General features: G+C 40.8%; 19 protein-coding genes and 2 tRNA genes. 18 read left to right on the top strand and 3 right to left on the bottom strand.

Annotated features, from left to right (window positions below; all coding sequences use genetic code 11):
• The first annotated feature begins 94 nt into the window (after positions 1-94).
• Both ACKPCE_RS05975 and ACKPCE_RS05980 read left to right on the top strand, forming a co-directional pair.
• A tRNA-Val gene (locus tag ACKPCE_RS05975) sits at positions 95-169 on the top strand.
• 29 nt (positions 170-198) lie between these two features.
• Positions 199-273: transfer RNA gene (locus tag ACKPCE_RS05980), tRNA-Val, on the top strand.
• Between the two features lie 113 nt (positions 274-386).
• Here the strand turns inward: ACKPCE_RS05980 and ACKPCE_RS05985 are convergent.
• Positions 387-776, bottom strand: a complete 390-nt coding sequence (locus ACKPCE_RS05985) for a winged helix-turn-helix transcriptional regulator (RefSeq protein ID WP_319504499.1) — start codon at positions 774-776, stop codon at positions 387-389.
• Positions 777-884: 108 nt separating this feature from the next.
• Here ACKPCE_RS05985 and ACKPCE_RS05990 point away from each other — a divergent pair, with 108 nt between their 5' ends.
• The 9 genes from ACKPCE_RS05990 (at position 885) to tsf (ending at position 9,723) form a co-directional block, all read left to right on the top strand.
• Positions 885-1,679: an SDR family oxidoreductase gene (locus ACKPCE_RS05990; RefSeq protein WP_319504500.1), complete on the top strand. Its 795-nt coding sequence runs from the start codon at positions 885-887 to the stop codon at positions 1,677-1,679.
• Between the two features lie 19 nt (positions 1,680-1,698).
• Positions 1,699-2,040, top strand: a complete 342-nt coding sequence (locus ACKPCE_RS05995) for a nuclear transport factor 2 family protein (protein ID WP_319504501.1) — start codon at positions 1,699-1,701, stop codon at positions 2,038-2,040.
• 250 nt (positions 2,041-2,290) lie between these two features.
• Positions 2,291-3,637 (top strand): adenylosuccinate lyase, encoded by a 1,347-nt coding sequence (gene purB, locus ACKPCE_RS06000; protein WP_319504502.1) that lies wholly within the window; start codon positions 2,291-2,293, stop codon positions 3,635-3,637.
• Between the two features lie 81 nt (positions 3,638-3,718).
• Positions 3,719-5,173 carry a pseudouridine synthase gene (locus ACKPCE_RS06005; protein WP_319504503.1) on the top strand — a complete coding sequence of 485 codons (1,455 nt, stop codon included), beginning with the start codon at positions 3,719-3,721 and terminating at the stop codon, positions 5,171-5,173.
• 72 nt (positions 5,174-5,245) lie between these two features.
• Positions 5,246-6,649, top strand: a complete 1,404-nt coding sequence (asnS, locus tag ACKPCE_RS06010) for an asparagine--tRNA ligase (RefSeq protein ID WP_319504504.1) — start codon at positions 5,246-5,248, stop codon at positions 6,647-6,649.
• 352 nt (positions 6,650-7,001) lie between these two features.
• Positions 7,002-7,463 (top strand): 50S ribosomal protein L13, encoded by a 462-nt coding sequence (gene rplM, locus ACKPCE_RS06015; protein WP_277639700.1) that lies wholly within the window; start codon positions 7,002-7,004, stop codon positions 7,461-7,463.
• Between the two features lie 6 nt (positions 7,464-7,469).
• Positions 7,470-7,856 (top strand): 30S ribosomal protein S9, encoded by a 387-nt coding sequence (gene rpsI / locus ACKPCE_RS06020; RefSeq protein WP_319504505.1) that lies wholly within the window; start codon positions 7,470-7,472, stop codon positions 7,854-7,856.
• Between the two features lie 118 nt (positions 7,857-7,974).
• Positions 7,975-8,811, top strand: a complete 837-nt coding sequence (gene rpsB, locus ACKPCE_RS06025) for a 30S ribosomal protein S2 (protein WP_024997144.1) — start codon at positions 7,975-7,977, stop codon at positions 8,809-8,811.
• 87 nt (positions 8,812-8,898) lie between these two features.
• Positions 8,899-9,723 (top strand): translation elongation factor Ts, encoded by an 825-nt coding sequence (gene tsf, locus ACKPCE_RS06030; protein WP_319504506.1) that lies wholly within the window; start codon positions 8,899-8,901, stop codon positions 9,721-9,723.
• Between the two features lie 57 nt (positions 9,724-9,780).
• On the opposite strand, the gene ACKPCE_RS06035 is transcribed toward tsf, so the two are convergent.
• The gene (locus ACKPCE_RS06035; protein WP_319504507.1) at positions 9,781-10,128 is read right to left on the bottom strand and encodes a translation initiation factor; all 348 of its coding nucleotides are present in this window, start codon (positions 10,126-10,128) and stop codon (positions 9,781-9,783) included.
• 116 nt (positions 10,129-10,244) lie between these two features.
• Here ACKPCE_RS06035 and ACKPCE_RS06040 point away from each other — a divergent pair, with 116 nt between their 5' ends.
• The 4 genes from ACKPCE_RS06040 (at position 10,245) to ispF (ending at position 14,772) form a co-directional block, all read left to right on the top strand.
• The gene (locus tag ACKPCE_RS06040) at positions 10,245-12,878 is read left to right on the top strand and encodes a DUF5686 and carboxypeptidase regulatory-like domain-containing protein (protein ID WP_319504508.1); all 2,634 of its coding nucleotides are present in this window, start codon (positions 10,245-10,247) and stop codon (positions 12,876-12,878) included.
• A gap of 123 nt (positions 12,879-13,001) precedes the next feature.
• Entirely contained in the window at positions 13,002-13,655 is a 654-nt protein-coding gene (locus ACKPCE_RS06045) for a redox-sensing transcriptional repressor Rex (protein WP_319505928.1), read from the top strand.
• Positions 13,656-13,657: 2 nt separating this feature from the next.
• Positions 13,658-14,272 (top strand): fumarylacetoacetate hydrolase family protein, encoded by a 615-nt coding sequence (locus ACKPCE_RS06050; protein WP_276966384.1) that lies wholly within the window; start codon positions 13,658-13,660, stop codon positions 14,270-14,272.
• Between the two features lie 23 nt (positions 14,273-14,295).
• Positions 14,296-14,772: a 2-C-methyl-D-erythritol 2,4-cyclodiphosphate synthase gene (gene ispF / locus ACKPCE_RS06055; RefSeq protein WP_024997149.1), complete on the top strand. Its 477-nt coding sequence runs from the start codon at positions 14,296-14,298 to the stop codon at positions 14,770-14,772.
• A 33-nt stretch (positions 14,773-14,805) separates the two neighbouring features.
• Here the strand turns inward: ispF and ACKPCE_RS06060 are convergent, their stop codons facing one another.
• Positions 14,806-18,858, bottom strand: coding sequence for a two-component regulator propeller domain-containing protein (locus tag ACKPCE_RS06060; RefSeq protein WP_319504509.1), 4,053 nt, complete (start codon positions 18,856-18,858; stop codon positions 14,806-14,808).
• A 223-nt stretch (positions 18,859-19,081) separates the two neighbouring features.
• Between ACKPCE_RS06060 and ACKPCE_RS06065 the strand changes: the two genes are divergently transcribed.
• Genes ACKPCE_RS06065 through ACKPCE_RS06075 form a run of 3 tightly spaced genes read left to right on the top strand, consistent with a single transcriptional unit; the run spans position 19,082 to position 25,457 of the window.
• Complete coding sequence (locus ACKPCE_RS06065) at positions 19,082-20,731, top strand: carboxylesterase/lipase family protein (RefSeq protein ID WP_319504510.1); 1,650 nt, start codon at positions 19,082-19,084, stop codon at positions 20,729-20,731.
• 56 nt (positions 20,732-20,787) lie between these two features.
• Positions 20,788-23,868, top strand: a complete 3,081-nt coding sequence (locus ACKPCE_RS06070; RefSeq protein WP_319504511.1) for a SusC/RagA family TonB-linked outer membrane protein — start codon at positions 20,788-20,790, stop codon at positions 23,866-23,868.
• A gap of 23 nt (positions 23,869-23,891) precedes the next feature.
• On the top strand, positions 23,892-25,457 hold the full coding sequence (locus tag ACKPCE_RS06075; RefSeq protein ID WP_319504512.1) for a RagB/SusD family nutrient uptake outer membrane protein: 1,566 nt from the start codon (positions 23,892-23,894) through the stop codon (positions 25,455-25,457).
• Positions 25,458-25,462: the final 5 nt, after the last annotated feature.

A 25,462-nucleotide genomic window follows, 5' to 3' on the forward strand; every position in this document is an offset into this window, starting at 1 on the left:
GGAAGAGAAATAAGTTATAAAAATAATGGGATTATATTTTGGAGTTTTCAGCAAAAGCTATATCTTTGCATCGCTTTTGAAACGAGAATGTATCGGGCGTTTAGCTCAGCTGGTTCAGAGCATCTGCCTTACAAGCAGAGGGTCGGCGGTTCGAACCCGTCAACGCCCACACTGATTTCTCGTTTTTAAATACAAAAAGGGCGTTTAGCTCAGCTGGTTCAGAGCATCTGCCTTACAAGCAGAGGGTCGGCGGTTCGAACCCGTCAACGCCCACGGAATGGTAAGATCCGAATAAAACGGGAGAAGCCAATAAAAAACAAAAAAGGTCTGTTAGTCAGTAGATTAACAGACCTTTTTTTATTCTAACCTCAGATAATCAAAGCCCCTCAGGATTTAGGTATGATCCCTAATTGTTTTAATATTAAATGCCGTAGGCGTTCCTGATGTTCATCTCCCCATTGTCCTAATGCAGAAATAACGGGAATTAATGTTTCTCCAAATTCAGTTAAACTGTATTCAACTTTTGGTGGAACTACCGGATAAATCTTTTTTGAAATTAATTCGTGTCCTTCTAACTCATTCAACTGTATATTTAGAACTCTACGGGAAGCATTCGGGATTTTCTTCTGTAATTCGCTTGGACGTTTATATCCCTCATGGATAAACCATAATAAACGGATTTTCCATTTTCCATAAAGGACTTCGCCTATCAGGTCGAGCCCGCAATTTAATCTTAATGGTATCTTTCTTTCGTACATAGATGCAAATATACTCATATATTTAAATTGCACAATAGGGGAATAATTTATCCGTATCTGAATCGTTATTCCGTACTTGTATAAACTTGGTGTATAGCTTAACTTTGCATCAAAAAAGATTGGGATATGAAAGAAGAATTTGGTTTTGATAATGAGCTATCAGGTAAAATAGCATTAGTTACAGGTGGAACAAGAGGTGTCGGAAAAGCCGTTGCAGTGCGACTGCTAAAAGCGGGGGCTACTGTTGTTATTACGGCGAGAAATGAACCGGAAGATAAAAATTTAAATCTGCATTTTATTTCGGCTGATTTAAGTGAAGAGGAAGGTACTCAAAAAGTAGTAGATGAGATATTAAAGAAATTTGGCAAGCTAGATATTTTAGTAAATAATCTTGGTGCATCCGATACTCCTGGAGGAGGATTTGCAGTACTGACGGATCAAGATTGGGAAACGACAATTAGAACCAATTTACTTGCACCCATCCGTTTGGATAGAGGGTTTTTACCGCAAATGATAGAGCGGGGAAATGGTGTGATCATTCATGTTGCTTCTATTCAGGCTAAATTGCCTTTGTTTGATTCAACCTTGCCTTATGCAGCAGCTAAAGCGGGGTTGATTAATTATAGCAAAGGGTTGTCTAAGGAGGTTTCCCCCAAAGGGGTTCGCGTGTTGGCTGTTTCACCCGGCTGGATTATGACTGATTCCGCTACCCGGATGATGCAAAGAATTGCTGAAAGTTCAAATGCTACGATAGAGCAAGCCACACAAAGCGTGATGAATGCATTGGGTGGAATTCCTATCGGAAGACCTGCCCAACCAGAAGAGGTTGCGGAACTTATAGGTTTCTTAGTCTCGCCACGAGCCGGATACTTGACGGGAACAGAATATGTAATTGATGGCGGGACTATTCCCACTGTATAACAACTTAAAAATGAAAACAATGGATTTAAAATTACCGAAAGTCGTTCTAGACTTGTTAACTGCGCAGAGAAATTATGATAGTGAGTCCTATGCTAACTGTTTTTCTGACACAGCGTTTGTTATCGACGAACAAAAAGAGTATAAGGGTAAAAGGGCAATAAAAGATTGGATTGAAGATGCTAACCGGCAATTCAAAATAACAATGGAGGCAACTAAATATTCAGAAACTGGTGCAAATGCAATTCTTACTGCTATCGTGTCAGGCGATTTTGATGGAAGTCCTGTTGCGTTGGATTACCAAATGGAAATGAAAGATAGTAAGATTACTCGCTTAGAAATTACTCTTAGCAATGCTGAATAGATTAATTCGAGTGTAATCGTTACTTATACTTTACAAGGTCTGATTTTTATGAGGCCTTGTTTTTTTATAGGCGCCACACATGTCGCTTCTCAATATATTGTGCTTTATATTTACTACATAATTTAAGAATAGCATGGCTTAGCATAAGATTACTTCTTTATTTTCACATATTCACAAACTTTCTGATTACTTTTTTTATAATACTCCGAAAAAGAACTATTTTTGCAGTCTGATAATTATCTGGAAATTTATGAAACTTGATTTGCTTACGGCTATCTCTCCTATTGATGGTCGCTACAGGGGTAAAGCTGAGGCTTTAGCTGATTTTTTCTCGGAATATGCGTTGATAAAGTATAGGGTTCAGGTTGAAGTGGAATATTTTATAGCACTTTGTGAATTGCCTCTCCCGCAACTCAAAGGGATTGATCCTGTTGTATTTGATTCTTTGCGCAGCATCTACCTTGATTTCTCAGAACAAGATGCTCAACGTATTAAAGATATAGAGAGTGTTACAAATCACGATGTGAAGGCTGTAGAGTATTTCATTAAAGAGAAATTTGACCAGCTGGGCGGATTGGAAGCGTATAAGGAATTTATCCATTTCGGACTGACTTCACAAGATATTAATAATACATCGATTCCTTTATCAATTAAAGAGTCGCTAGAACAAATCTATTTTCCACTTGTTGAAGAGTTGATAGCACAGCTGAAAACGTATGCCGATGAGTGGGCAGCTATTCCGATGTTGGCTAAAACTCACGGACAGCCGGCTTCTCCTACGCGTTTAGGAAAGGAGATAATGGTGTTTGTGTATCGCTTGGAACGTCAGCTGAGCACCCTGAAGGCATGCAGCATAACTGCTAAATTTGGTGGTGCTACAGGTAATTATAATGCACATTGTGTTGCATATCCTTCTTATGACTGGAAGGCTTTCGGTAACAAGTTTGTTGCCGAGAAACTAGGTTTGGAACGAGAAGAATATACCACTCAAATTTCAAATTATGATAATTTGGCTGCTGTATTCGATGCCATGAAGAGAATGAATACAATCATGATTGATATGAATCGTGATTTCTGGCAATACATATCGATGGAGTACTTCAAGCAGAAGATCAAAGCCGGTGAAGTGGGCTCAAGTGCCATGCCACACAAGGTGAACCCCATTGATTTTGAAAATGCTGAAGGAAACCTAGGTATGGCAAATGCTATCTTGGAACATCTGGCTGTTAAGTTGCCTATCTCACGTTTGCAAAGAGATTTGACCGACTCAACGGTATTGCGTAATGTGGGCGTGCCTTTTGGACATACGGTCATTGCTATACAGAGTTCCTTGAAAGGTCTTCGTAAGTTGTTACTTAATGAGAAGGCATTATATAATGATTTAGATAACTGTTGGAGCGTAGTTGCCGAAGCAATACAAACCATATTAAGAAGGGAAGCTTACCCTAATCCGTACGAAGCATTAAAGGCTTTGACCAGAACAAATCAAGCAATTACTGAAAGCTCAATTAAAACTTTTATTGAAGAGTTAGAGGTCAGTGAAGTCATAAAAGAAGAATTAAGAAAAATAACTCCTCATACATATACGGGGATTTAATTATTAATAACCAAAGAACAATAAGTGTTAGAGATTAGGCCGTGATGGCCAGTAAAAGTTTAATTTTATTTTGAAGAGAAAATGAGCACAGAAAATGAAAATTGGCGTGATGATTCTTACGCAGAGGGTAACAATACCGGCCGGGATGGTGAAAACACGTATGAGAGAGACGGATATAACCGTCGGGATGACAATCGTTCATCTTTTAATAGAGTAGGATACAATAACAATCGTGACGGCCAACCAAATCGTCCTTATCGTCCATCTTACAATCGTGATAACTCGGATCGCCCTGCGCGCCCTTCATATGGTGATGATCGTCCTTATCGTCCGTCATACAATCGTGATAGTTCGGACCGTCCTTATCGTCCATCTTACAATCGTGATAACTCGGATCGCCCTGCGCGCCCGTCTTACAACCGCGAAGATGGTGGTGATCGTCCTTATCGTCCGTCGTACAATCGTGAAGAAGGCGGTGATCGTCCTTACCGTCCACGCATTAATCGTGAGGGAGGTGATCGTCCGGCGTATAATCGTCCGCAACGTCCTTATAATAATAATAGAGAGGAAGGTTCTTGGAGAGGAGGAGACTCTGAGTCTCGCAGACCTTGGCAGGGAAATCGTCCCTCTTACGGGCAATCGTCTTATGGAGATGATGACCGTCAACGTCGCCCCCGAATTTCTTCAGGAGGTTCTTCATACGGACGTCCGCAAGGAGGAATGAACAGGCCCATTCGTCGTTCGGCCGATTACGATCCCAATGCTAAGTATAGCCATAAAAAACAAATTGAATACAGAGATCAGTTTGTTGATCCCAACGAACCGATTCGTTTGAATAAGTTTCTGGCTAATGCGGGGGTTTGCTCTCGTCGTGAAGCCGATGAATTCATCACAGCAGGTGTTGTTTCTGTAAACGGAGAAGTGGTAACTGAATTGGGAACAAAAGTAAAACGCAACGACCTCGTGAAATTTCACGAAGAGCCGGTTAACATTGAACGTAAAGTTTATGTTTTGCTGAATAAGCCTAAAGATTTTGTAACGACAGTAGATGATCCTCAGGCTAGAAGAACTGTTATGGATTTGGTAAAGAATGCATGTAACGAACGCATTTATCCGGTTGGTCGTCTGGACCGCAATACTACCGGCGTTCTGTTGTTTACCAATGACGGTGATTTGGCTTCCAAGCTAACTCATCCTAAGTTCCTGAAGAAAAAGATCTATTATGTACAGACAGATAAGAATGTTACCAAAAGCGATATGGATCAGATAGCTTCAGGTATTCAGTTGGAAGATGGTGAAATTCACGCAGATTCAATTGAATATACAGATGAAGTAAGAAGAAACCTGATTGGTATTGAAATTCATTCGGGTAAGAATCGCATCGTTCGCCGTATATTTGAGTCTTTAGGCTATAAGGTGATTAAGCTGGATAGAGTACTCTTTGCCGGACTGACCAAGAAGGGACTTCGCCGTGGTGAATGGCGTTACCTCACTGAGCAGGAGGTTTCGTTCCTTAGAATGGGATCATTCGAATAAAAATAAATAGATAATGAAGAGTGAGTCAAATCACTCTTCATTGTTATATAATAATGAATTATAAGATCGTTTATGGAGAAGATTAGTAGAACAAAGATTGTTGATTTGCTCAAAAGAACAGATTTTGGAGCGACTGTCAACGTGAAAGGATGGGTTCGCACCCGCAGAGGAAGCAAACAGGTTAATTTCATTGCGTTAAATGACGGTTCTACGATTAATAATGTTCAGATAGTTGTCGACTTGGCTAACTTCGACGAAGAGATGCTCAAGCTGATTACTACGGGAGCTTGTCTGAGCGTTAATGGAAACTTGGCCGAATCTGTAGGTTCCGGGCAGGCTGTTGAGGTTTTGGCAACGGGTATTGAAGTTCTTGGAGCGTGTGACAATACGTATCCTTTACAGAAAAAAGGGCATTCGTTGGAGTTCTTGCGTGAGGTGGCTCATTTGCGTCCGCGTACCAATACTTTTGGAGCAGTGTTCCGCATCCGCCATCACATGGCGATTGCCATTCACCAGTTCTTTCACGACAGAGGATTTTTCTATTTCCATACTCCCATAATTACGGCTTCGGACTGTGAAGGAGCCGGACAGATGTTTCAGGTCACTACTATGAATCTGTATGATCTGAAGAAAGATGAAAACGGAACCATCGATTATGATAATGATTTCTTTGGAAAACAGGCTAGTTTGACTGTATCCGGTCAGCTGGAAGGTGAGCTTGCTGCCATGTCTTTAGGCTCTATCTATACCTTCGGACCTACTTTCCGTGCAGAAAATTCAAATACTCCTCGTCACTTAGCAGAATTCTGGATGATTGAACCCGAAGTGGCCTTCAATGAAATTGAAGATAATATGCAGCTGGCGGAAGATTTCATCAAATACTGCATTCAATGGGCGTTGGACAATTGCATGGATGACATTAAATTCCTGAACGATATGTTTGATAAGGAATTGATTGAAAGACTTAAGTTCGTTTTGTCTAATGGTTTCGTCAGACTTCCTTATACTGAAGGCGTAAATATACTTGAGGAGGCTGTAGCCAACGGTCGTAAGTTCGAATTCCCTGTTTACTGGGGTGCCGACCTTGCTTCCGAACATGAACGCTATTTGGTTGAAGAACATTTCAAATCTCCTGTTATATTGACTGACTATCCCAAAGAGATCAAGTCTTTCTATATGAAACAGAACGAAGACGGTAAAACGGTGAGAGCGATGGATGTTCTCTTCCCCAAAATCGGAGAAATTATTGGAGGTTCACAGCGCGAGGAAGATTACGAGAAGCTGACTCGTCGTGCCAAAGAGATGGGAGTACCTGAAAAAGATATTTGGTGGTATTTGGATACGCGCAGGTTTGGTACGGCACCGCACGCTGGTTTCGGACTTGGCTTTGAACGTCTTTTGCTCTTTGTAACGGGTATGTCGAACATCCGTGACGTAATTCCGTTCCCCAGAACTCCGCGAAATGCTGATTTCTAGGTCGCTGATAAGATATTAAAAGAATGTCCGGTTGGTACTGCTGCTATGTTGCAGATGCCGGCCGGACGTTCTTTTTTGCCTTCGATTCTGAAAAATATTGTCTTATGATTGCTTCTTCTGTTCTTTATTGCTTTATTATAGCTTGTTAAGGGCTTGTCTGGCAAGGGCTTAAAAACCAAAAAATAACAGAAATAGTTTGCCAATTAAAAGAAAAGCAGTAATTTTGCAAGCCGATTATTATCACAAAAAGGATAAGAGATTCATTTAGAGCGGGTTAGCCATCCTTTGTCCGGGGAAAACTACCGCGCAATGAATATTTTTTTAGTAGTAACAATTAAAAAACAAATTAAGAGTGGATACTTTAAGTTACAAGACCATTTCTGCAAACAAAGCAACAGTAACTAAAGAATGGGTTATTGTTGATGCTACAGATCAGTCTCTTGGACGTCTGGGAGCGAAAGTTGCGAAACTGTTGAGAGGTAAGTATAAACCAAACTTTACTCCTCACGTAGACTGCGGTGATAACGTTATCATCATCAATGCAGACAAAGTTAATTTAACCGGAAATAAATGGAATGACAGAATCTATTTGTCATATACTGGCTATCCCGGTGGTCAGAGAGAAATTACTCCTGCCCGTTTGAAAGCAAGACCTAATGGCGATGACAAATTGCTTAGAAAAGTCGTAAAAGGAATGCTTCCTAAGAATAAACTAGGTGCTAAACTACTTGGAAATATGTATGTTTACTCTGGTAGTGAGCACAAACATGCGGCACAGAGCCCCAAATTAATTGATATAAACTCACTTAAATAATAGATAATGGAAGTAGTAAATGCATTAGGCAGACGTAAGCGCGCAATTGCACGTATATTCGTAAGCGAAGGTACAGGAAAGATTACTATTAACAAGAGAGACCTTGCACAGTACTTTCCATCAACTATTCTTCAGTACGTTGTGAAACAGCCGTTGAACAAACTAGGTGCTGCTGAAAAATATGATATTAAAGTTAATCTTGGCGGTGGCGGTTTCACTGGTCAATCTCAAGCTTTGCGTTTGGCTATCGCTCGCGCATTGGTGAAGATTAATCCGGAAGATAAATCAGCTCTTCGCGCAGAAGGCTTTATGACTCGTGATCCTCGTTCTGTTGAACGTAAGAAACCGGGTCGTCCTAAAGCTCGTAAAAGATTCCAGTTCAGTAAACGTTAATGGAATCTGTCGGGTTATAATCCGTTTAGTATCTAAACTACCGGGACTCTTTTTGACTACCCGGCGGTTGGTTTAGAAAAAAACAAAAAAGAAAGTAAACGATTTAAAGAATAAAACAATGTCAAGAACAAATTTTGATACATTATTGGAAGCTGGTTGCCACTTCGGACACCTTAAAAGAAAGTGGAATCCATCAATGGCTCCTTATATTTTCATGGAACGCAATGGTATTCATATCATTGACCTCCACAAAACCGTTGCAAAGGTTGACGAAGCTGCTGAAGCTTTGAAGCAAATTGCAAAATCAGGCAAGAAAATCCTTTTTGTTGCTACTAAAAAACAAGCTAAACAGGTTGTTGCTGAGAAAGCATTATCTGTTAATATGCCATACGTTATCGAACGCTGGCCGGGTGGTATGCTTACTAACTTCCCTACAATCCGTAAGGCAGTTAAGAAGATGGCTACTATCGATAAGCTAACTAACGATGGTACTTATTCAAACCTTTCTAAAAGAGAAATTCTTCAGATTTCACGTCAACGTGCTAAACTTGACAAGACTTTAGGTTCAATCGCTGACCTGACTCGTCTTCCTTCAGCACTTTTCATTGTTGATGTGATGAAAGAAAACATTGCAGTACGTGAGGCTAACCGTTTGGGTATTCCTGTATTTGCTATTGTTGATACAAACTCTGATCCTTCTGACATCGATTTCGTTATTCCTGCAAATGATGATGCAACAAAATCTGTAGAAATAATTATTGATGCGTGTTGCGCTGCAATTCAGGAAGGTCTTGAAGAAAGAAAAGCTGAGAAAGTTGACATGGAAGCTGCGGGTGAAACTGCTGCTGCTAAAGGCAAGAAGAGAACAGCTAAAGCAAGACTAGATAAGTCTGATGAAGAAGCAATCAACGCTGCTAAAGCTGCTGCTTTCCTTAAAGAAGACGAAGAAGCTTAATATAATCAGAACTTAGTAAGTACCCTTCGATGGTTTTACTAAGTTCTGTTTTTCAATTCAAACTACTAACTACCAAAATTTAATAGTATGGCTGTAACAATGGCAGATATTACCCACCTTCGTAAAATGACAGGTGCCGGTATGATGGATTGCAAGAATGCTTTGACTGAGGCTGAAAACGATTTCGACAAAGCAGTAGAGATTATTCGTAAGAAAGGACAAGCAGTTGCTGCAAAACGTTCTGATCGCGATGCATCTGAAGGTTGTGTATTAGCAAAATCAGCAGGTGACTACGCAGTGATGATCGCTTTGAAATGCGAAACTGACTTCGTTGCTAAAAATGCTGATTTCGTAGCTCTTACAACTCAGATTCTTGATTTAGCAATTGCAAACAAGTGTGCAGATGTTGAGGCTGTTAAAGCTCTTCCTATGGGTAACGGAACAGTAGCTGATGCTATTGTTGACCGTAGCGGTATTACCGGTGAAAAGATGGAACTTGATGGTTATGGCATCGTTAGCGGAGCTGCAACTTCAGTTTACATTCACCCGGGAAATAAACTAGCTACTATTGTTGCTTTCAACCAAGCTGGTTTCGATGCACAGGTTGCTCACGAAGTAGCTATGCAGATCGCTGCAATGAACCCGATCTCAGTTGATGCTGACAGCGTACCTGCTGACGTTCTTCAACGTGAAAAAGATATCGCTGCTGACAAAGCTCGTGAAGAAGGTAAACCTGAGAACATGATTGAGAGGATCGCTGCAGGTCGTATCGGCAAGTTCTACAAAGAAGTATGTTTACTAGAACAAGAGTTTATAAAAGATCCTAAGCTTACTATCGCTCAATTCCTTGATGGTGCAAGCAAAGGTCTTACAGTGACTGAATTCAAACGCTTTACATTAAACGCTGATTAAATCAATCAATTAGTCGCTTATATAAAAAGCTGCATAGGTTCGCTATGCAGCTTTTTTTTATCCTACGGGTTTGGTTTTGGTATAACCCTCTTTCTTCAATAGTTCGAGCACTTTTTGTTTAAAATCGCCTTGTACAATAATCTCCCCATCTTTGGCAGAGCCTCCTACACCGCATTTTGTTTTCAGGAGTTTACCCAGTTCTTTCAACTCATCTTCCGTACCGATAAATCCGGTGACGAGTGTCACAACTTTACCGCCCCGGTTTTTCTTGTCTAACTGCACTCTCAGATTCTGTTTGGCTGGTTCTACTGTCTCAGTATGCTCATCATCATCTGTTTCGTACCTATAATCGGGGTTGGTTGAATAGACTACATTCAACCGCTCTTTCCAGTCATTACTTTTCATATTGCTGCAATTACATTTATGCATCAAAAATAATATTTAGTTCGGTAGCTTGCAATTTTTTGCTCTTATTATCGTCTAATGGTATATATGTTTTAAATTTAATGATTCTTTGTAATATGATATATTCTAAACTAGTATGGCTATTTGCCTATTTTTGTATACTGCCTGCATTCTTATTCGGCCAGTCGTTGAAAGGTAGAGTGACTGATGAGGCGGGTTCTCCCATTCCCTACGCTTCTCTTTACTTGGTAGAATTGCAAACAGGCGTAACAACAGATGATAATGGTCATTTCCAAACCACACTTAAAAAAGGACGCTACACGTTGGAGGTTTCATCTATCGGTTATTCAAAAGAGAGGTTACAAGTCGATGTGGTTGGTGATGTGCAAGAACGAAATATTGTGTTGCATGAACGTATCTACCAATTGGGGGAAGTGGTGATTGGACGTAACACAGAAGACCCGGCTTATTCCATTATGCGGCAAGTAATAGCCAAAGCTCCTTTTTATAGAAATCAGCTGGTTAGTTTTCATGCCGGTACTTACCTGAAAGGAACCGGTAAATTAAAATCGATTCCCGCTATTCTTAAACTATCCAAAGAAGTACGCAAGCAATCGAAAGAAATGTTGGGTAAACTCTTTGTGCTCGAAGAGCAGCGGGAGGTGACGTATGCCGCACCCAATAAATGGACTAGTCGGGTAAAAGCCTTTGCCAATTCATTTCCCGAAAATATGAGAGTTGATATTGGAATAACCACGGTCAACTTATACACTCCCAATCTATTCGATAAGGTATCTCCTTTATCTGCCGGTGCTTTTTCGTACTATCGCTTTAAATTAGAGGGTAGTTATACCGAGGGAGATCATGTTGTAGATAAGATTCGCATTATTCCGCGCAATAAGAATCCTCGCCTTTTGTCGGGTTATCTGTATGTGGTGGATGATCTTTCGTGCCTTTCTTCTGCTGAATTGGTGGTTGAAGAAGGTGGCTTGAAAGCAAACATCAGGGTGGTGTGTAGTGAAGTAAGTGCAGGTGCCTTTCTTCCCACCTCTACCAGTATGGCTTGTGTGATCGATGTGATGGGTATAGAGGCTGAAGCGTCGTATCTGTGTGCAACGCATTATGCCCGTGTTCAGGCGAAGAAGCTTCCTGCAAATGGACAAGTTTTTCCTGTAGAAACAAATCATTCTCAACTCACTGTTTCAAAGACGCAAGTCAGGAAGCAGCGTAAGATTGAAGAGCAGATCAGGAAGCTGACCGATAAGCCTGATCTGACTAATGCAGAGGCCTATAAGTTGTATAAGTTGACTGCTAAATCCATTGAGCTGGCAGATACGCTCAAATCACCGCGTAAGTATGAAAGACCCAATCGGGAATTGCAGAATGATGTAAAGACCGACTCATTGGCCGGTAAGAAAGATTCTTTGTATTGGGCCGATGTGCGCAGTGTACCTCTTCGTCCCGATGAATTAGAAAGTTATGCGCGGAAACAGCAGAAGCTTATGCAAAAAGATTCTCTGAATAAGAGTGGGGATTCGCTTCATGCTAAGAAAAAAACGATAGCCGGCAAGATTTTAAATACTTGGCTGACAGGCCAAACGTTTATTACGAAGGACAAAGATGCCTGGCTTAAACTTTATGATTTGACTGCTTATGTGCCCGAGTATAATTTTGTTGACGGCCTTTGGGTAGGTGCCAAGCTTACCGGAGGGTTGAAGCTTTCCGAAAAGGCGGATTTGAACTTTACTCCCCGCTTGTATTATGCTACAGCGCGTAAGAAACTGATCTCTGATTTTTCACTGGCGCTGAATTATGCTCCTCGAAGAGCCGGAAACCTGTGGTTGAAGGGTGGCCGACTAACCGATGATTACAACGGTGAAAGTGGTGAGTCGCGTCTCTATAACTCAGCAACAACTTTTCTTTTCTCGAGGAGTGATGTGAAGTTCTATGAGAAAAGCTATTTGGCCCTTGGTAATCGCATTGAAATAGCCAATGGCTTGCAGTTTTCTGCTTCGCTAGAGTGGCAGAGACGAAACTCTTTGCAAAACTATGTGAGCAAAGCACCACTGGGTGGGCATGTAGAACCCAATGTTCCCGAGAATGCCAACTATCAGTTTATGCCGGTCAATAATCTATTGAAATCATCCTTTGAACTAAACTATACTCCGGCGCAATATTACCGCATTGTTAAAGGTCGCAAGTTTTATGAAGATCCGCTTTTTCCTACGTTTAGCCTGCGGTACGAAAGAGCTTTTCCAATGAGTAGTGAAAAATATGTAACTTCTTACCACCGACTGGAGTTTGCTGCCCGGCAGACTGTTGACTTCGGCATGTTCAATAGCTTTTTGTGGAATGTTAATGTGGGTATGTTCCGAAATGCAAAGCAACTCCAATTCTCCGACTTAAAACATTTTGCAAGTACGCGCATGCCTTTAACGGAAAGGAATTTCGATACCGGCTTTTTCTTGATTGATAATTACCGTTACGCCACGGCTGATCGTTGGGCGCAGGCACACATGAGCTGGCACATGCCGTATTTATTAGTTAAACAATTGCCTTTCCTGCGTAAAAAGTCATTCGATGAGGCTTTACACTTGCATACGTTGGTAACCTACAAAAACAGCCCCTACTCAGAACTGGGCTATTCCGTCGGATTTCGTAACGTGGCCCGTGTGGGAGTTTTTGCTGGTTTCGACAGGTTGAAATATTCTACAACAGGCGTTTCGGTGAGTTTGCCCTTTCCCAAATGAAACACTGTGCTTTGTTCATTAGCTAATATTTAGAAATAATGTTAAGCTTTTGTCGGATTGAATTTGCATTATCGAAAAAAAATGTACTTTTGTATTTCCATAATGATAAAGCAAGAAGTAACTATGAGCAATCAGCCACAGAAAAAAGATATCGCTAAAGTGCCGGAACCTACATTACGCAGGCTTCCGTGGTATCTTTCTAATGTCAAATTGCTAAAGCAGAAAGGAGAACAATACGTTTCGTCTACACAAATATCCAAAGAGATAAATGTTGATGCTTCGCAAATTGCGAAAGATTTGTCGTATGTCAATATCTCGGGTCGTACCCGTGTGGGCTACGAAGTGGACGCGTTAATTGAGGTTCTCGAAGATTTTCTGGGCTTTACCGACATGCATAAAGCTTTTCTTTTTGGGGTGGGTAGCTTGGGAGGAGCGCTATTACGCGACTCAGGTTTGAAACATTTCGGCTTGGAAATTGTGGCAGCATTTGATGTCAACCCCAATCTGATTGGAACCCATATTAACGGTATTCCCATCTTTCACTCTTCCGAGTTTGTGAATAAGATGAAAGAGTATGATGTTCATATCGGTGTACTGACTGTTCCCATTGAAATTGCTCAGCAGATAACAGATACCATGATTGCCGGAGGTATTAAGGCTGTGTGGAACTTCACACCCTTTCGTATCCGCGTGCCCGAAGATATTGTGGTACAAAACACCTCACTTTATGCACATTTGGCAGTTATGTTCAACCGATTGAATTTTAATGAACACTAAGCATGAAGATTATAGCTATTGGAATGAATTATGCCGCTCATAATGAAGAGATGCGGCATACACGCGTTAATACGGACCCTGTTATCTTCATGAAACCAGACTCGGCTATACTAAAAGACGGTAAGCCTTTTTTTATACCCGATTTTTCAGAAGAGATACATTATGAAACCGAAGTGGTTGTACGCATCAACCGTTTGGGTAAAAACATTGCTCCTCGTTTCGCTCATCGTTATTATGATGCGCTAACAGTGGGAATCGACTTTACCGCACGTGATTTGCAGCGAAAGTTTCGCGAAGCAGGTAATCCGTGGGAGCTCTGCAAAGGTTTTGATAATTCGGCTGCTATCGGTACTTTTGTTCCGGTAACACAGTTTGCCGATGTGCAACAACTCCAATTCAGTTTGCAAATTGACGGTCAGACTGTTCAACAGGGCTGTACGGCCAACATGCTTTTCGGGATTGATGAAATCATTGCCTACGTAAGCAAATTTGTTACCCTGAAGATAGGCGACCTGCTGTTTACCGGTACTCCTTCGGGCGTTGGTCCGGTTAGCGTTGGTCAGCACCTTCAAGGTTTTCTGGAAGGAGAGAAGTTGCTCGATTTCCACATTCGGTAAGCAATCAATAAACATTCGTTATCATGAAAATAAGAGTAGGATTTGGCTTTGACGTTCACCAACTGGTTGCCGGACGGGATCTGTGGCTGGGAGGCATACGCCTGGAACATGAAAAAGGATTGTTGGGCCATTCGGATGCCGACGTGCTGGTTCACGCCATTTGCGATGCTTTACTAGGGGCGGCAAATATGCGCGATATCGGTTATCATTTCCCTGATACAGCCGGAGAATACAAGGACGTTGACAGCAAATTACTTCTTGCCCAAACCATTGAAATTATTGCCACTAAAGGATATAAGGTAGGCAATATTGATGCCACGATCTGTGCTGAGCGTCCCAAGCTTAAAGCACATATTCCGGCTATGCAGGAAACGTTGGCTCGTGTCATGGGTATTGATACGGATGATGTTTCGATCAAAGCCACTACAACTGAAAAACTAGGATTCACCGGCCGTGAAGAAGGTATTTCGGCTTATGTCACAGTACTTATTACGGATTGATAATTGGCTTTTTCTCTTTCAAAGATAAAGTATCTAGGTTTTGTTGTACTCGCTAGGGGTTACTCCAAATTGTTTCTTGAAGCTTTTGGAGAAATGTGAAAGTGTGCTGAATCCTGTAAGATCAGCAATTTCAGAAACCGTATATTTCCCTTCTACTAATAGCTCAGCTGCACGGTTTAATTTATAAGTTTTAAAGAAGAAACTCGGATTCTCACCGGTAAGTCCTTTAACCTTATAATAAAATTTGGTTCGTGAAATCTTGAGCATTTCCGTCATTCGGGCAACATCCAGTTCCGGATTCGACAATTCGTTTTCCATTAATTGATAAAGGTTGGTCATAAAAGACTTATCTTGAGGAGAAAGAATGTTATCATCAAGTTTGTCTGTTTGTGTAGCTCTACCTAGTAAGTTGCGTACTTTTTCTCGGTTTCTGAGCAAAGAACTGATCAGAGCCAACAAGTAACTGGGGTCAAACGGTTTGGTTACGTATGCATCGGCTCCTGTATTTAGCCCTTCTATCTGGTTCTGTACCGTAGCTTTTGCGGTGACCAGAATTACCGGAATGTGGCAAAGTTGCAAGTCTTCTTTGATCTCCCTGCAAAATTCATATCCATTTTTGCCTGGCATTACTACATCACTTAAAATTAAATCAGGTGCATCCTCTTTCAATGCCTGCAGTGCGCTGTTGGCATCAAATCGGTAGATAATCTTGTAATAAGGAGATAATAGCGTTTTTAAATAATGAACCACTTCCGTGTCGTCATCAATGACTAATATGCTATTTTGTTTTTCAGTATTTTCGCTATCTTCATTCTTCATATAAACAGTTTTTTCCTGAATCAACGGAAAAGCATCCGTTTGAGATTTTTGTCTCTTGCTTCGTTCGTTTTCTTCATAAGATATGTCATTGATAGGAAGTATAAAAGTGAATACGACTCCTTGTCCATTATCAGATTTTCCGGCTTTTATATATCCGTGATGGATTTGAGTGAGGCTACGGGCATAGTATAAACCAATGCCGGTTCCCCAATTGTATGTACCTTCATTCTGATTAGTCATTTGGTAGTACCGTTCAAAGATTTTATCTAGTTTGTCGTCAGGTATTGTTTGACCGGTGTTGCTTACCGAGATTTGAATGAATTGCACATCCTTATCTTTTTCTGTTAGTGCAAAACAAAGACCGGCTTCTTCTCTGTTTACGAGATCCAAATGCACTTCAATGCATCCTCCTATAGGAGTAAACTTGAGTGCATTCGACATTAAGTTACCAAATATTTTATCCATTTTATCTTCATCCACCCATGCTAATAAAGAATCCTCCAGTCCGAATGTGTTCAGAGTGATACCTTTTTCTTTTGCGTTTGTTCGGTATACGTCAACTAATTGTTGCAAGAAAGAGATAATGTCAATTTTGCTAACTTTCAGTTTGATCGTATCATTTTCCAGTTTGTGGAAATCCATCAGTTGATTTACGAGTCTGAGCATGCGTTCTACGCTGCGTTGTACGATGAAGAGTAATGCTTTGTTATCGCCTGTAATCTCGGGATTATTACACAGTTGGGTAACAGGACCGGCTATCATTGTCAGCGGAGTACGAAATTCGTGAGAAACATTAGCAAAGAAACTCATATTCATCTTATTGACGCGTTGCTCTTGCTCTTTTTCCTGTTCCGCTTTTTGTGCGAGTTTTTTTTCAGAGCGAATGCGTAAATAAATGCTAATAAATGAACCGATGATGCCTGCAGCAATTATAAAGTAGATGGAATATGCCCACCAAGTTGCCCATGGGGCCGGTTTCACCGTTACTTGAATAGCATCTTCGGCTTCAATAATACTCTTATCGTTGTTTGTGATTTTAACCTTGAAAGAATATTTCCCTGATGGCAGATTAGCATAATAGGCTTCGTGATTATTTCCGGCGTCAATCCAGTCTTTGTCAAAGTTTTCTAGCATGTAATGGTAGTGCACACGCCCATGCTCGCAATAATCGGGTGCTGCAAATGAAATGCTGAAACTGTTTTGATAATGTTTTAGCTGTATGTTTGGTTTATAAGATAAATGTTTGTCGATACATTCTCCTTTAGCAGGACGTATTAGGAGGTTATCAATTTTAAGGTCTTGAAACAAAATCGGAATATTTCGTTTGATGGGAATATCCGCCGGATTGAAGAATGTAAGTCCGTGAGTTCCCCCAAATAATAAGGTTCCGTCCGGTAAAGGGCACGACGAACGGTCATAGAACTGATTGCCGCCAATTCCATCAGCAGCATAATAATTTGAGAATTTATCAGCTATTCTGTCATATTTACTCAACCCATATTGAGTGCTTACCCATAAAAGGCCTTGTTTGTCTTCCTCAATGCCCGAGATATCTAGACATGCAGTGCCCGGCACCGGTCTTATTTTACCTGTTTGAGGAGAATAACATAACAAGCCGTTACTTACAGTTCCTATCCATATTTCACCCTGCGTGTCTTCATAAATGGCTGTTGGAATAAATACGGATCGACGGATGCTTGTTTTCATATCTTGAGGGGATACAGCCAGCTCTTTTATCTGCAAACTTTTTGAATCAATTAATTTCATCGGCTGATTGAATGCTGCTATTAGTACACTTCCGCTTTTTAACGGAAGTAAACTGGGAATAAAAGTAAACCGCGTATCATACATTTTAATAGGACGAAATTCAGTATCACCTTGTTTCAATGCATAAAGATACACGCTGGCCGTTCCTATCCACATGGTTCCGTAATGGTCTTGTGTAATTGACATGGGATAAAAAACGTTATATTGAGCCTTTATTTTTAAGTTTCCATTGATATAGCTACATTTTAAAACGGTGCTATTGGTTGCGGTCATCCAAATATCGTTTGCGTTATCTACAAAAATCTGATTTACATAAATAGCTCTTTGTTTTTCCTGAGGAAATAGTTTTTCAATAGCTATATTCTCCATTTTTTGATTCTGAATGTCATATACATATAATCCGTTCATTAGTGTGGAGATCCATATATTGTGATTCTTTTCAGCCGCTATAGAGACAACTGATTTATTTTCTAAAGCAGAGCGTAAGTAGTTGTTGTTGTTAAAGCGCTCTTTATAGTAATAAGAGACACTAATTCCTTGGTCGAGCGAACCAAACCAAAGGTTCTTTTGTGAATCCGTAAACATCTTACTAATTTTAAAATGAGGAACCTCAAATGGGAATCCGTCCTCTTCCTGATGTGTTACTGTATTATCAATGAAATTATAATAAAACATTCCGTGCTTGGAGGTATTTATCAGTAAGCTATTATCGCCATACGGGTGTATGTATTCTATATTTGCATTTGAAAGTAACGGATGCTGCTTAATCACCGGAGGCAGTTCCTTGAATTGATGAGTCTGTGTGTCAAAGATTGCAATTGTATGATTACCTGTAAGCCACAACTCCTTTTTATTGTGCATAAAAGAATAAGAAGGAGTCCCTTTTAATGAAATAGAATCTTTTAATACCAAGGTTGATGAATCATAACACACCAATGCACGGGGACTTACAACCCATAGTTTATCATTATCATCTACATAACACCTAACGTTAAAAGTGTGGTTTGGGTCCAGATTGGGAATTACACAATCAATGCTTTTTGTTAGCGGATTATAAGCATAAAGTTGTAATACAGCGTTGAAAAACATTCGCCCTTCTTTGTTTTCGATCAGTTGAACCATGTTTTTATTGCTCGCATTTATCGGAATATGCACAAAATTATCTTGGTCGGTATATTGGCATACACCGTTTACCGTAGCTATCCATAATTGTTTTTTTGAGTCGAGCAAGATGTCTTGAATCTGATTGTCTGGTAATCCGAGTGAGTCATCTGCGCAAAAATACTGGTGATACTCATTTGCATTGAATTTGTTCAGCCCCCGAAATGTTCCTATCCATATATGGCCTTGCGCATCTTCGGCAATGGATTTTATCTGTTGATTTGAAAGGTCACCTGCAATAACCAAACTCTGTAGTTCGGATTCTTGTTCTTTGCTCTTATCAACAGCGTGACAAGATACCAATATATATAATAACAGAATGAACCAAGGTGCTTTCATGCCAAAAGAGTATAAAGTGTTTTTCTTGTTTTCGGTGCTAAAATAAAAAGAAAAATTGTCTTTTATACTATCATTAAAGGCGATTTGAACTTATAGACAAACATTTGAACATACAGAACAGCCTCTTTGAACCAATAGACAAATCTTTCGGATAAATGAAGAAATGCTTCAACTAAAAGAAGACTAATATTGTAGCCGAGTTAATTATAAAACTAATACGTTTATGAAAAACCTATTTTTATCAGTTGTACTGATTATTTCTTTTTGTGTATTCCTGCACGCTGCAGCGGCTGCTCCCGAAAAGAAAAGTCCTCAGTCGGGAGAAATTATAGCTTCTTCAGACAGAGCCGTAGCGCAGACCGAATTCGGTCAAGTGGCCGGATATGTAAAAGACGGCGTGTATATATACAAGGGAATTCCTTATGCTAAAGCCGAACGTTTTATGCCGCCCACTGCTCCCGACAAATGGGAGGGAATTCGTAGTTCGCGTGCCTATGGTCCTACCTGTCCACAAGGAAAACGCACGGGTTGGTATAGTGACGAACATGCATTTGCTTTTCATTGGGACGACGGTTTTCCTGACGAAAATTGTTTGAGAGTGAACATTTGGACTTGCGGTGTGAATGACGGTCGCAAACGGCCGGTAATGGTCTGGTTACACGGTGGTGGATATTCGGCCGGTTCGGGGCAGGAGTTGCCTTCTTATGATGGAACGAATTTAGCTCAAAAAGGTGATGTAGTTGTTGTTACACTGAATCATCGTTTGAATGTACTGGGTTTTCTGGATCTTTCTTCTTTTGGAGATAAGTATGCACAATCCGGCAATGCCGGTTTGCTTGATATCGTAGCAGCACTTCAATGGATTCATAAAAATATCGCAGCTTTTGGAGGAGACGCGTCTAATGTAACAATCTTTGGTCAATCGGGTGGCGGAGGAAAGGTTTCTACACTTCTGGCAACCCCATCGGCAAAGGGTTTGTTTCATAAAGCCATTGTGCAAAGCGGCTCCATGTTGCGTACAATGGAGTCCCGATACTCTCGTCGCATAGCTCAAATCACAGTTGAAGAGTTGGGCTTAACCGCTTCTCAGGTTGACGAGCTAAAAAATATTCCTTATGAGCGACTGCTTGCAGCGGGAGAAAAAGCAATTGTGAAAGCCCGTGCTGAGGCTGATAAAGACGGAGTGCCTTCCTTTATATTTGGCTGGGCACCAACTGTAGATGGCCATGTTCTGCCTGCCCAACCTTTTGAGCCCTCTTCTCTTGAGCTATCAAAAGATATACCCTTAATTATAGGAACAACTTTGCATGAATTCACAATGAGTACGTATGTACCGGCTTTTCGTTCGGCCACAAAAGAAATGGCTGTCGATTTCGTACGAAATAAATATGGCAACCGTACGGATGAATTTTTAAAGGCTTTTGAGAAAGCTTATCCCGGTTATCAACCTAACGATTTGGTTGATGTTGACTTTACTTTTCGTCCGGGTGCCATAGAACAGGCCAAATTAAAATCCCTTCAAAAAGGAGCCCCTGTATACATGTATTTGTTTGCTTGGGAATCTCCGGTTTTAGATGGAATGTTACGCAGTACACATTGCATGGAAATTCCTTTTGTTTTTAACAACGTAACACGTCATGCCAGTATGACCGGCGGCGGAACAGCTGCTTGCCAACTGGGTGAAAAGATGAGCGATGCATGGCTAAACTTTGCTAAAACGGGAAATCCAAATGCGAAAAACCTGCCCCAATGGAATCCTTATACGGTAGATCAGGGCGCTACCATGTTGTTTAAAGATAATTCAGAGATAAAATACAATCACGATAAAGAACTGATAGAACTGGTGAAAACCTTTCCAACTCGGGGTTTTTAAGCAAAAGCACAATTTATATTATACCTTAAGTTATACATATTAATCTAGTAAAAAGAATGAAAAAAGTTATGAAGCACAATTCATTGAGAAGACTAACATCATTAGTCCTTTTCACCATTCTGACTATGCATTTCGCATTGGCACAGAATCTGGTTAAGATTTCCGGAAAAGTAGTTGACGAGCTTAATGAACCGATCATTGGCGTTAGCGTATTCGAAAAAGGAACCTCAAACGGTACCATCACCGATCTTGACGGTAGCTATGCATTATCCGTTAAAGAAGGAACCGTTATTGTTTATTCATATATTGGCTACGTTACTCAGGAGAAAAAAGCAGTAACGCCTGTAATGAATATTAGCTTGAAAGAAGATTCCAAAACGTTGGAAGAAGTAGTGGTAGTAGGTTATGGCGTTCAAAAGAAAAGCTCAGTAACCGGTGCTATCTCCCAAGTGAAAGCAGAAGACATGCAGAATCGTACCATCAGTAACGCTCCGGCAGCTTTGCAGGGAAAAACAGCAGGTGTTCAAGTTATTCAAACCTCAGCTGCACCGGGAGCATCACCTACGGTTCGTGTGCGCGGTTATTCATCTAACGTTTCTTCTGACCCTTTATATGTAGTCGATGGTATTCGTTTGTCTGATATCAGTGGTTTAGATCCTAATGACATCGCTTCGATGGAAGTATTGAAGGATGCGGCATCTGCTGCTATTTATGGTGCCGAAGCAGGAAATGGCGTCATATTGATTACTACAAAGAAAGGAAAAGCCGGCCAGGGAAAGATTACTTATGATTTTCAATGGTCCACGCAGTCTTTAGCGCGTGTTCCTAAAATGCTGAACGCTGAGCAGTACATCGATTATATGGTTGAATCGAACACGTTCACGGAAAGCTATTTGCTCAATAATTGGGATGGAGTGACTAATACGTCTTGGACAGATGTAGCATTTGAGAACAGTCAGATGCAGAAACACAATGTTTCGTTTACCAATGGCGGTGACAAAGGAAACTATTATCTCTCTCTTACTTACCTTGATAATGACGGTATTGTAAAAGGCGATGCGGATGTTTATAAGCGACTAACTGCCACCATTAATTCCGAATACGACATTAAATCGTGGCTGAAAGTGGGAACAACCAACCAAATAGAAAAATACAACGTACGTAATGTATCCACCAACAACGAATATGGTAGCTTATTGACTTCTATCCTTCAGCTCGATCCGCTTACCCCGGATACATATACGTATGAAGACCTTCCTTCACACATGTTGAACGCTCTCAACAGCGGTAAGCATTTGTTGCAAGATGAAAACGGCAACTACTATGCTGTGTCCAAGTTTTATTCGGGTGAACAATATCACCCCATGATTATGCGCGACAATAATATATCTAAAAACAGTGGCTTCAATGTGACCGGATCGGTTTATGCCGATTTCAAACCGTTTAAAGGTCTTACTTTTACTTCCCGTCTGGGTTACCGCTTGTCAGGTACCCGTAGTTCTACTACTTCTCTTCCTTTTTACGGCAATTCCGTGCAAAGCAGGGATTATGTGAGTCAGAGTTCTACATCTTCTACCAGCATTTATTATCAGTGGGAAAATTTTGCCAACTACATGAAAAGTTTTGGCCAGCATACGGTAACCGGTATGGTAGGTCTGTCTTATCAGGAATCGACTTATGATTACGTTACGGGCGGACTCTCTGCCAATGAAGAAGATGCTTTGCAGAAAAATGATCCGTTGTTTTATTATTTGAATTATGCCTCGGCATCAGCGATTAAAAGTGTTGAAGGGGAAAAAACGCGTAAAGCTAAGCTGTCATATTTTGCCCGTGCAGGTTATGAATTTGCAGGCAGGTATATGCTTCAGGCTTCTCTTCGTGCAGATGCAGCTGACCTTTCACAACTTCCTTCAACTAACAGATGGGGATACTTCCCTGCTGCTTCTGTAGGATGGACCATGTCTGAAGAACCATTCTTTACTCCCTTGAAAAGTTATGTGAACAACCTGAAAGTTCGTCTCAGTTGGGGGCAAAATGGTAGTTTGGCTGCGTTAAGCGGGTATCCCTACAGTACGGATATGGCGTCCGGCTCCATATATCCTTTTGTATTAGGCAATACGTATGTGAGAGGAGCTGCACCTTCAACCATGGGAAATGATGACTTAAAATGGGAAACCTCAGAACAAATAAACATAGGTTTTGATGCCCGCTTTCTGAAAGACCGGTTGACATTCAGCTTGGACTACTTTGATAAAAAGACCAAAGACTTATTGGTTTCCGGAACTACTCCTTCTTTAATTATTGGTGGTACAACTTCTCCTATGAATGCTGGAGATGTAAGTAATAAAGGATGGGAATTAGAGTTGGGATGGAGAGATCGGATCGGCGATTTTAGTTACGGAATTCGTGGTAACTTAGCCACTCTGAAAAATAAAGTGACCTACATAGATCCTTCTATCACCCGCCTCTCGGGAGTTAATTTCCATACGAGTACCATCACTTATTTTGAAGAAGGCTATCCGGTGTATTACTTCAGAGGATATAAGTTCAAAGGAGTTGACCCCGAAACGGGTAATCCTACATTCTATGACCTGGACGAAAGTGGTGACTTGAATGATGGTGATTTGGATTATATAGGCGATGCGATTCCTGATTTTACCTATGGTATTACCTTAACTGCTGCATGGAAAGGCTTTGATCTTACCATTTTCGGAACCGGTTCACAGGGAAATGACATTTTCAATTGTATTAACCGACCGGATTATGCAGCCTCTAACAAACTAAAAGAAGTATTCTATGATAACAGATGGACGGCAGATAATAAGACCGGAACTGTACCTCGTGCCGGTGCCGAAAATATGGATAAATACCAAATATCGGATGCCTTAGTGTACGACGGTTCATTCTTTAAAATCAAGCAAATTCAATTAGGCTATACATTCCCTAAAAATTGGATGAAGAAAGCTTTCATGAACAATTTCCGCATTTATGCTTCTCTCGATGACTTCTTCACTTTTACCAAATATCCTGGATTTGATCCTGAAGCGGCAGCGAATTCTACTTCAGGCATGGGTATCGACAAAGGTTCTTATCCAAGTTCCAAAAAAGTAGTATTGGGCTTTAATATTGAATTTTAATTAATATAAAAAAGATACAGATAATGAAAACAAAATATATTTCCCTGTTGGTAGCAGGTTTCTTGTCGCTATTTAATACGGCATGTGAAGATCGCTTGGATATTGCGAAACACGGTAATTTGGGAGGTCAGGACGAGTTTTATAAAACAGATGAAGATGCTTCTCAGGCTCTGGCTTCGTTGTATACTAGTTGGGGTAGTAACTATTTTAATTGGTTTTATACGAAAAACCTGTTAGCCGATGATGTTTGGTGCGGAGGTGGATCACGCGGTGATAATTCAAGTATGGAACAGCTTAACGAATATACTTTTGATACGGATCATGGAATGGTTCAAAGCTTATATTCGGGTATGTACGGTGTTATTTACAAAGCCAATCTTATCATTGATTTACTGGATTCAGATACCGATGCAAAGAAACGAGCTATCGCAGAAGCTCGATTTTTCAGAGCATGGTCACATTTTGAATTGGTAACACTCTATGGAACAGCTCCTATCGTTGACCATTTGCTCCAGCCCAGTGAATACCGTTTGGCTAATAGTAGTCCCGAAGATACCTGGACTTTTATTGAAAAAGATTTAAATGATGCCATCAATTCCGGAGCATTGCCTTCAAAAGCCAATGTGAATGATAGTGAGACGGGCATTCGCGTTACCAAAGAAGTTGCGCAAGCTATGCTCGGTAAGGCTTATCTCTTCCAAGGCAAATATAGTGAGGCGGTTGCTATACTCGATAAAGTAATCGAATCGGGAAAATATGCACTTTACAGTGGCGAATACGATATGTTACTCCATGTTGCAGCCAATGGATGCAGCGAATCAATGCTGGAGGTGCAGAAACGAAATGATACAGAACAGGCCTGGAATCAGATGACAATGACTTTTCTTATGCAAGGTTGGCGTACCGATAAACTGACAATGAGCGCACCTGCTTCCACTTACATTGCAACAGGAACTTATGGATTTATGAATCCCCGCGCATCTTTGTATAATGCCTTTGTTGAGGAAGAAGGCACGGATGGTTATCGCTTGAAAGGAACGATGCGTACGTCTCAACAGATGAAGGAGATTGGCGTATCAGTGCAGTCGGGTGCTTACATGGTGGGACACGAAGGCTACTTTATGTGGAAGAATCGTGCGTTAAAAGAAGATTGCATATACGATGCCTCTTATTTTCAGGCGTTGCAATACATCAATCTGCGTGTGATGCGTTATGCGGAGGTACTCTTGCTGGCAGCAGAAGCACATGTTATGGGCGGCAGTATGGATAAAGCTTTGAAATATATTAATGAAGTGCGTACTCGTGCCCGTTTGCAGGGTTTGTCTTCTGTAACATTGGATGATGTGAAGAAAGAAAAACGTTTGGAACTTTGTCTGGAAAGCGTTCGTTATCAGGATCTTGTTCGCTGGGGAGATGCTGAAACCATAATGAAAGATCAGGGAAAAGAGATTCCGACTTTCTCTAACTCAGGCGTTGAATTCCAGTTTAAAAACTCAACGTATGGTTTCAAGACTAAACATAAATTATTACCCATTCCGCGTAAAGAGATTGAGCTGAATCCCAATATGGTTCAGAATGAAAATTGGTAATTCTA

The sequence above is a fragment of the Bacteroides graminisolvens genome (assembly GCF_963666085.1).
GTDB lineage: Bacteria > Bacteroidota > Bacteroidia > Bacteroidales > Bacteroidaceae > Bacteroides > Bacteroides graminisolvens.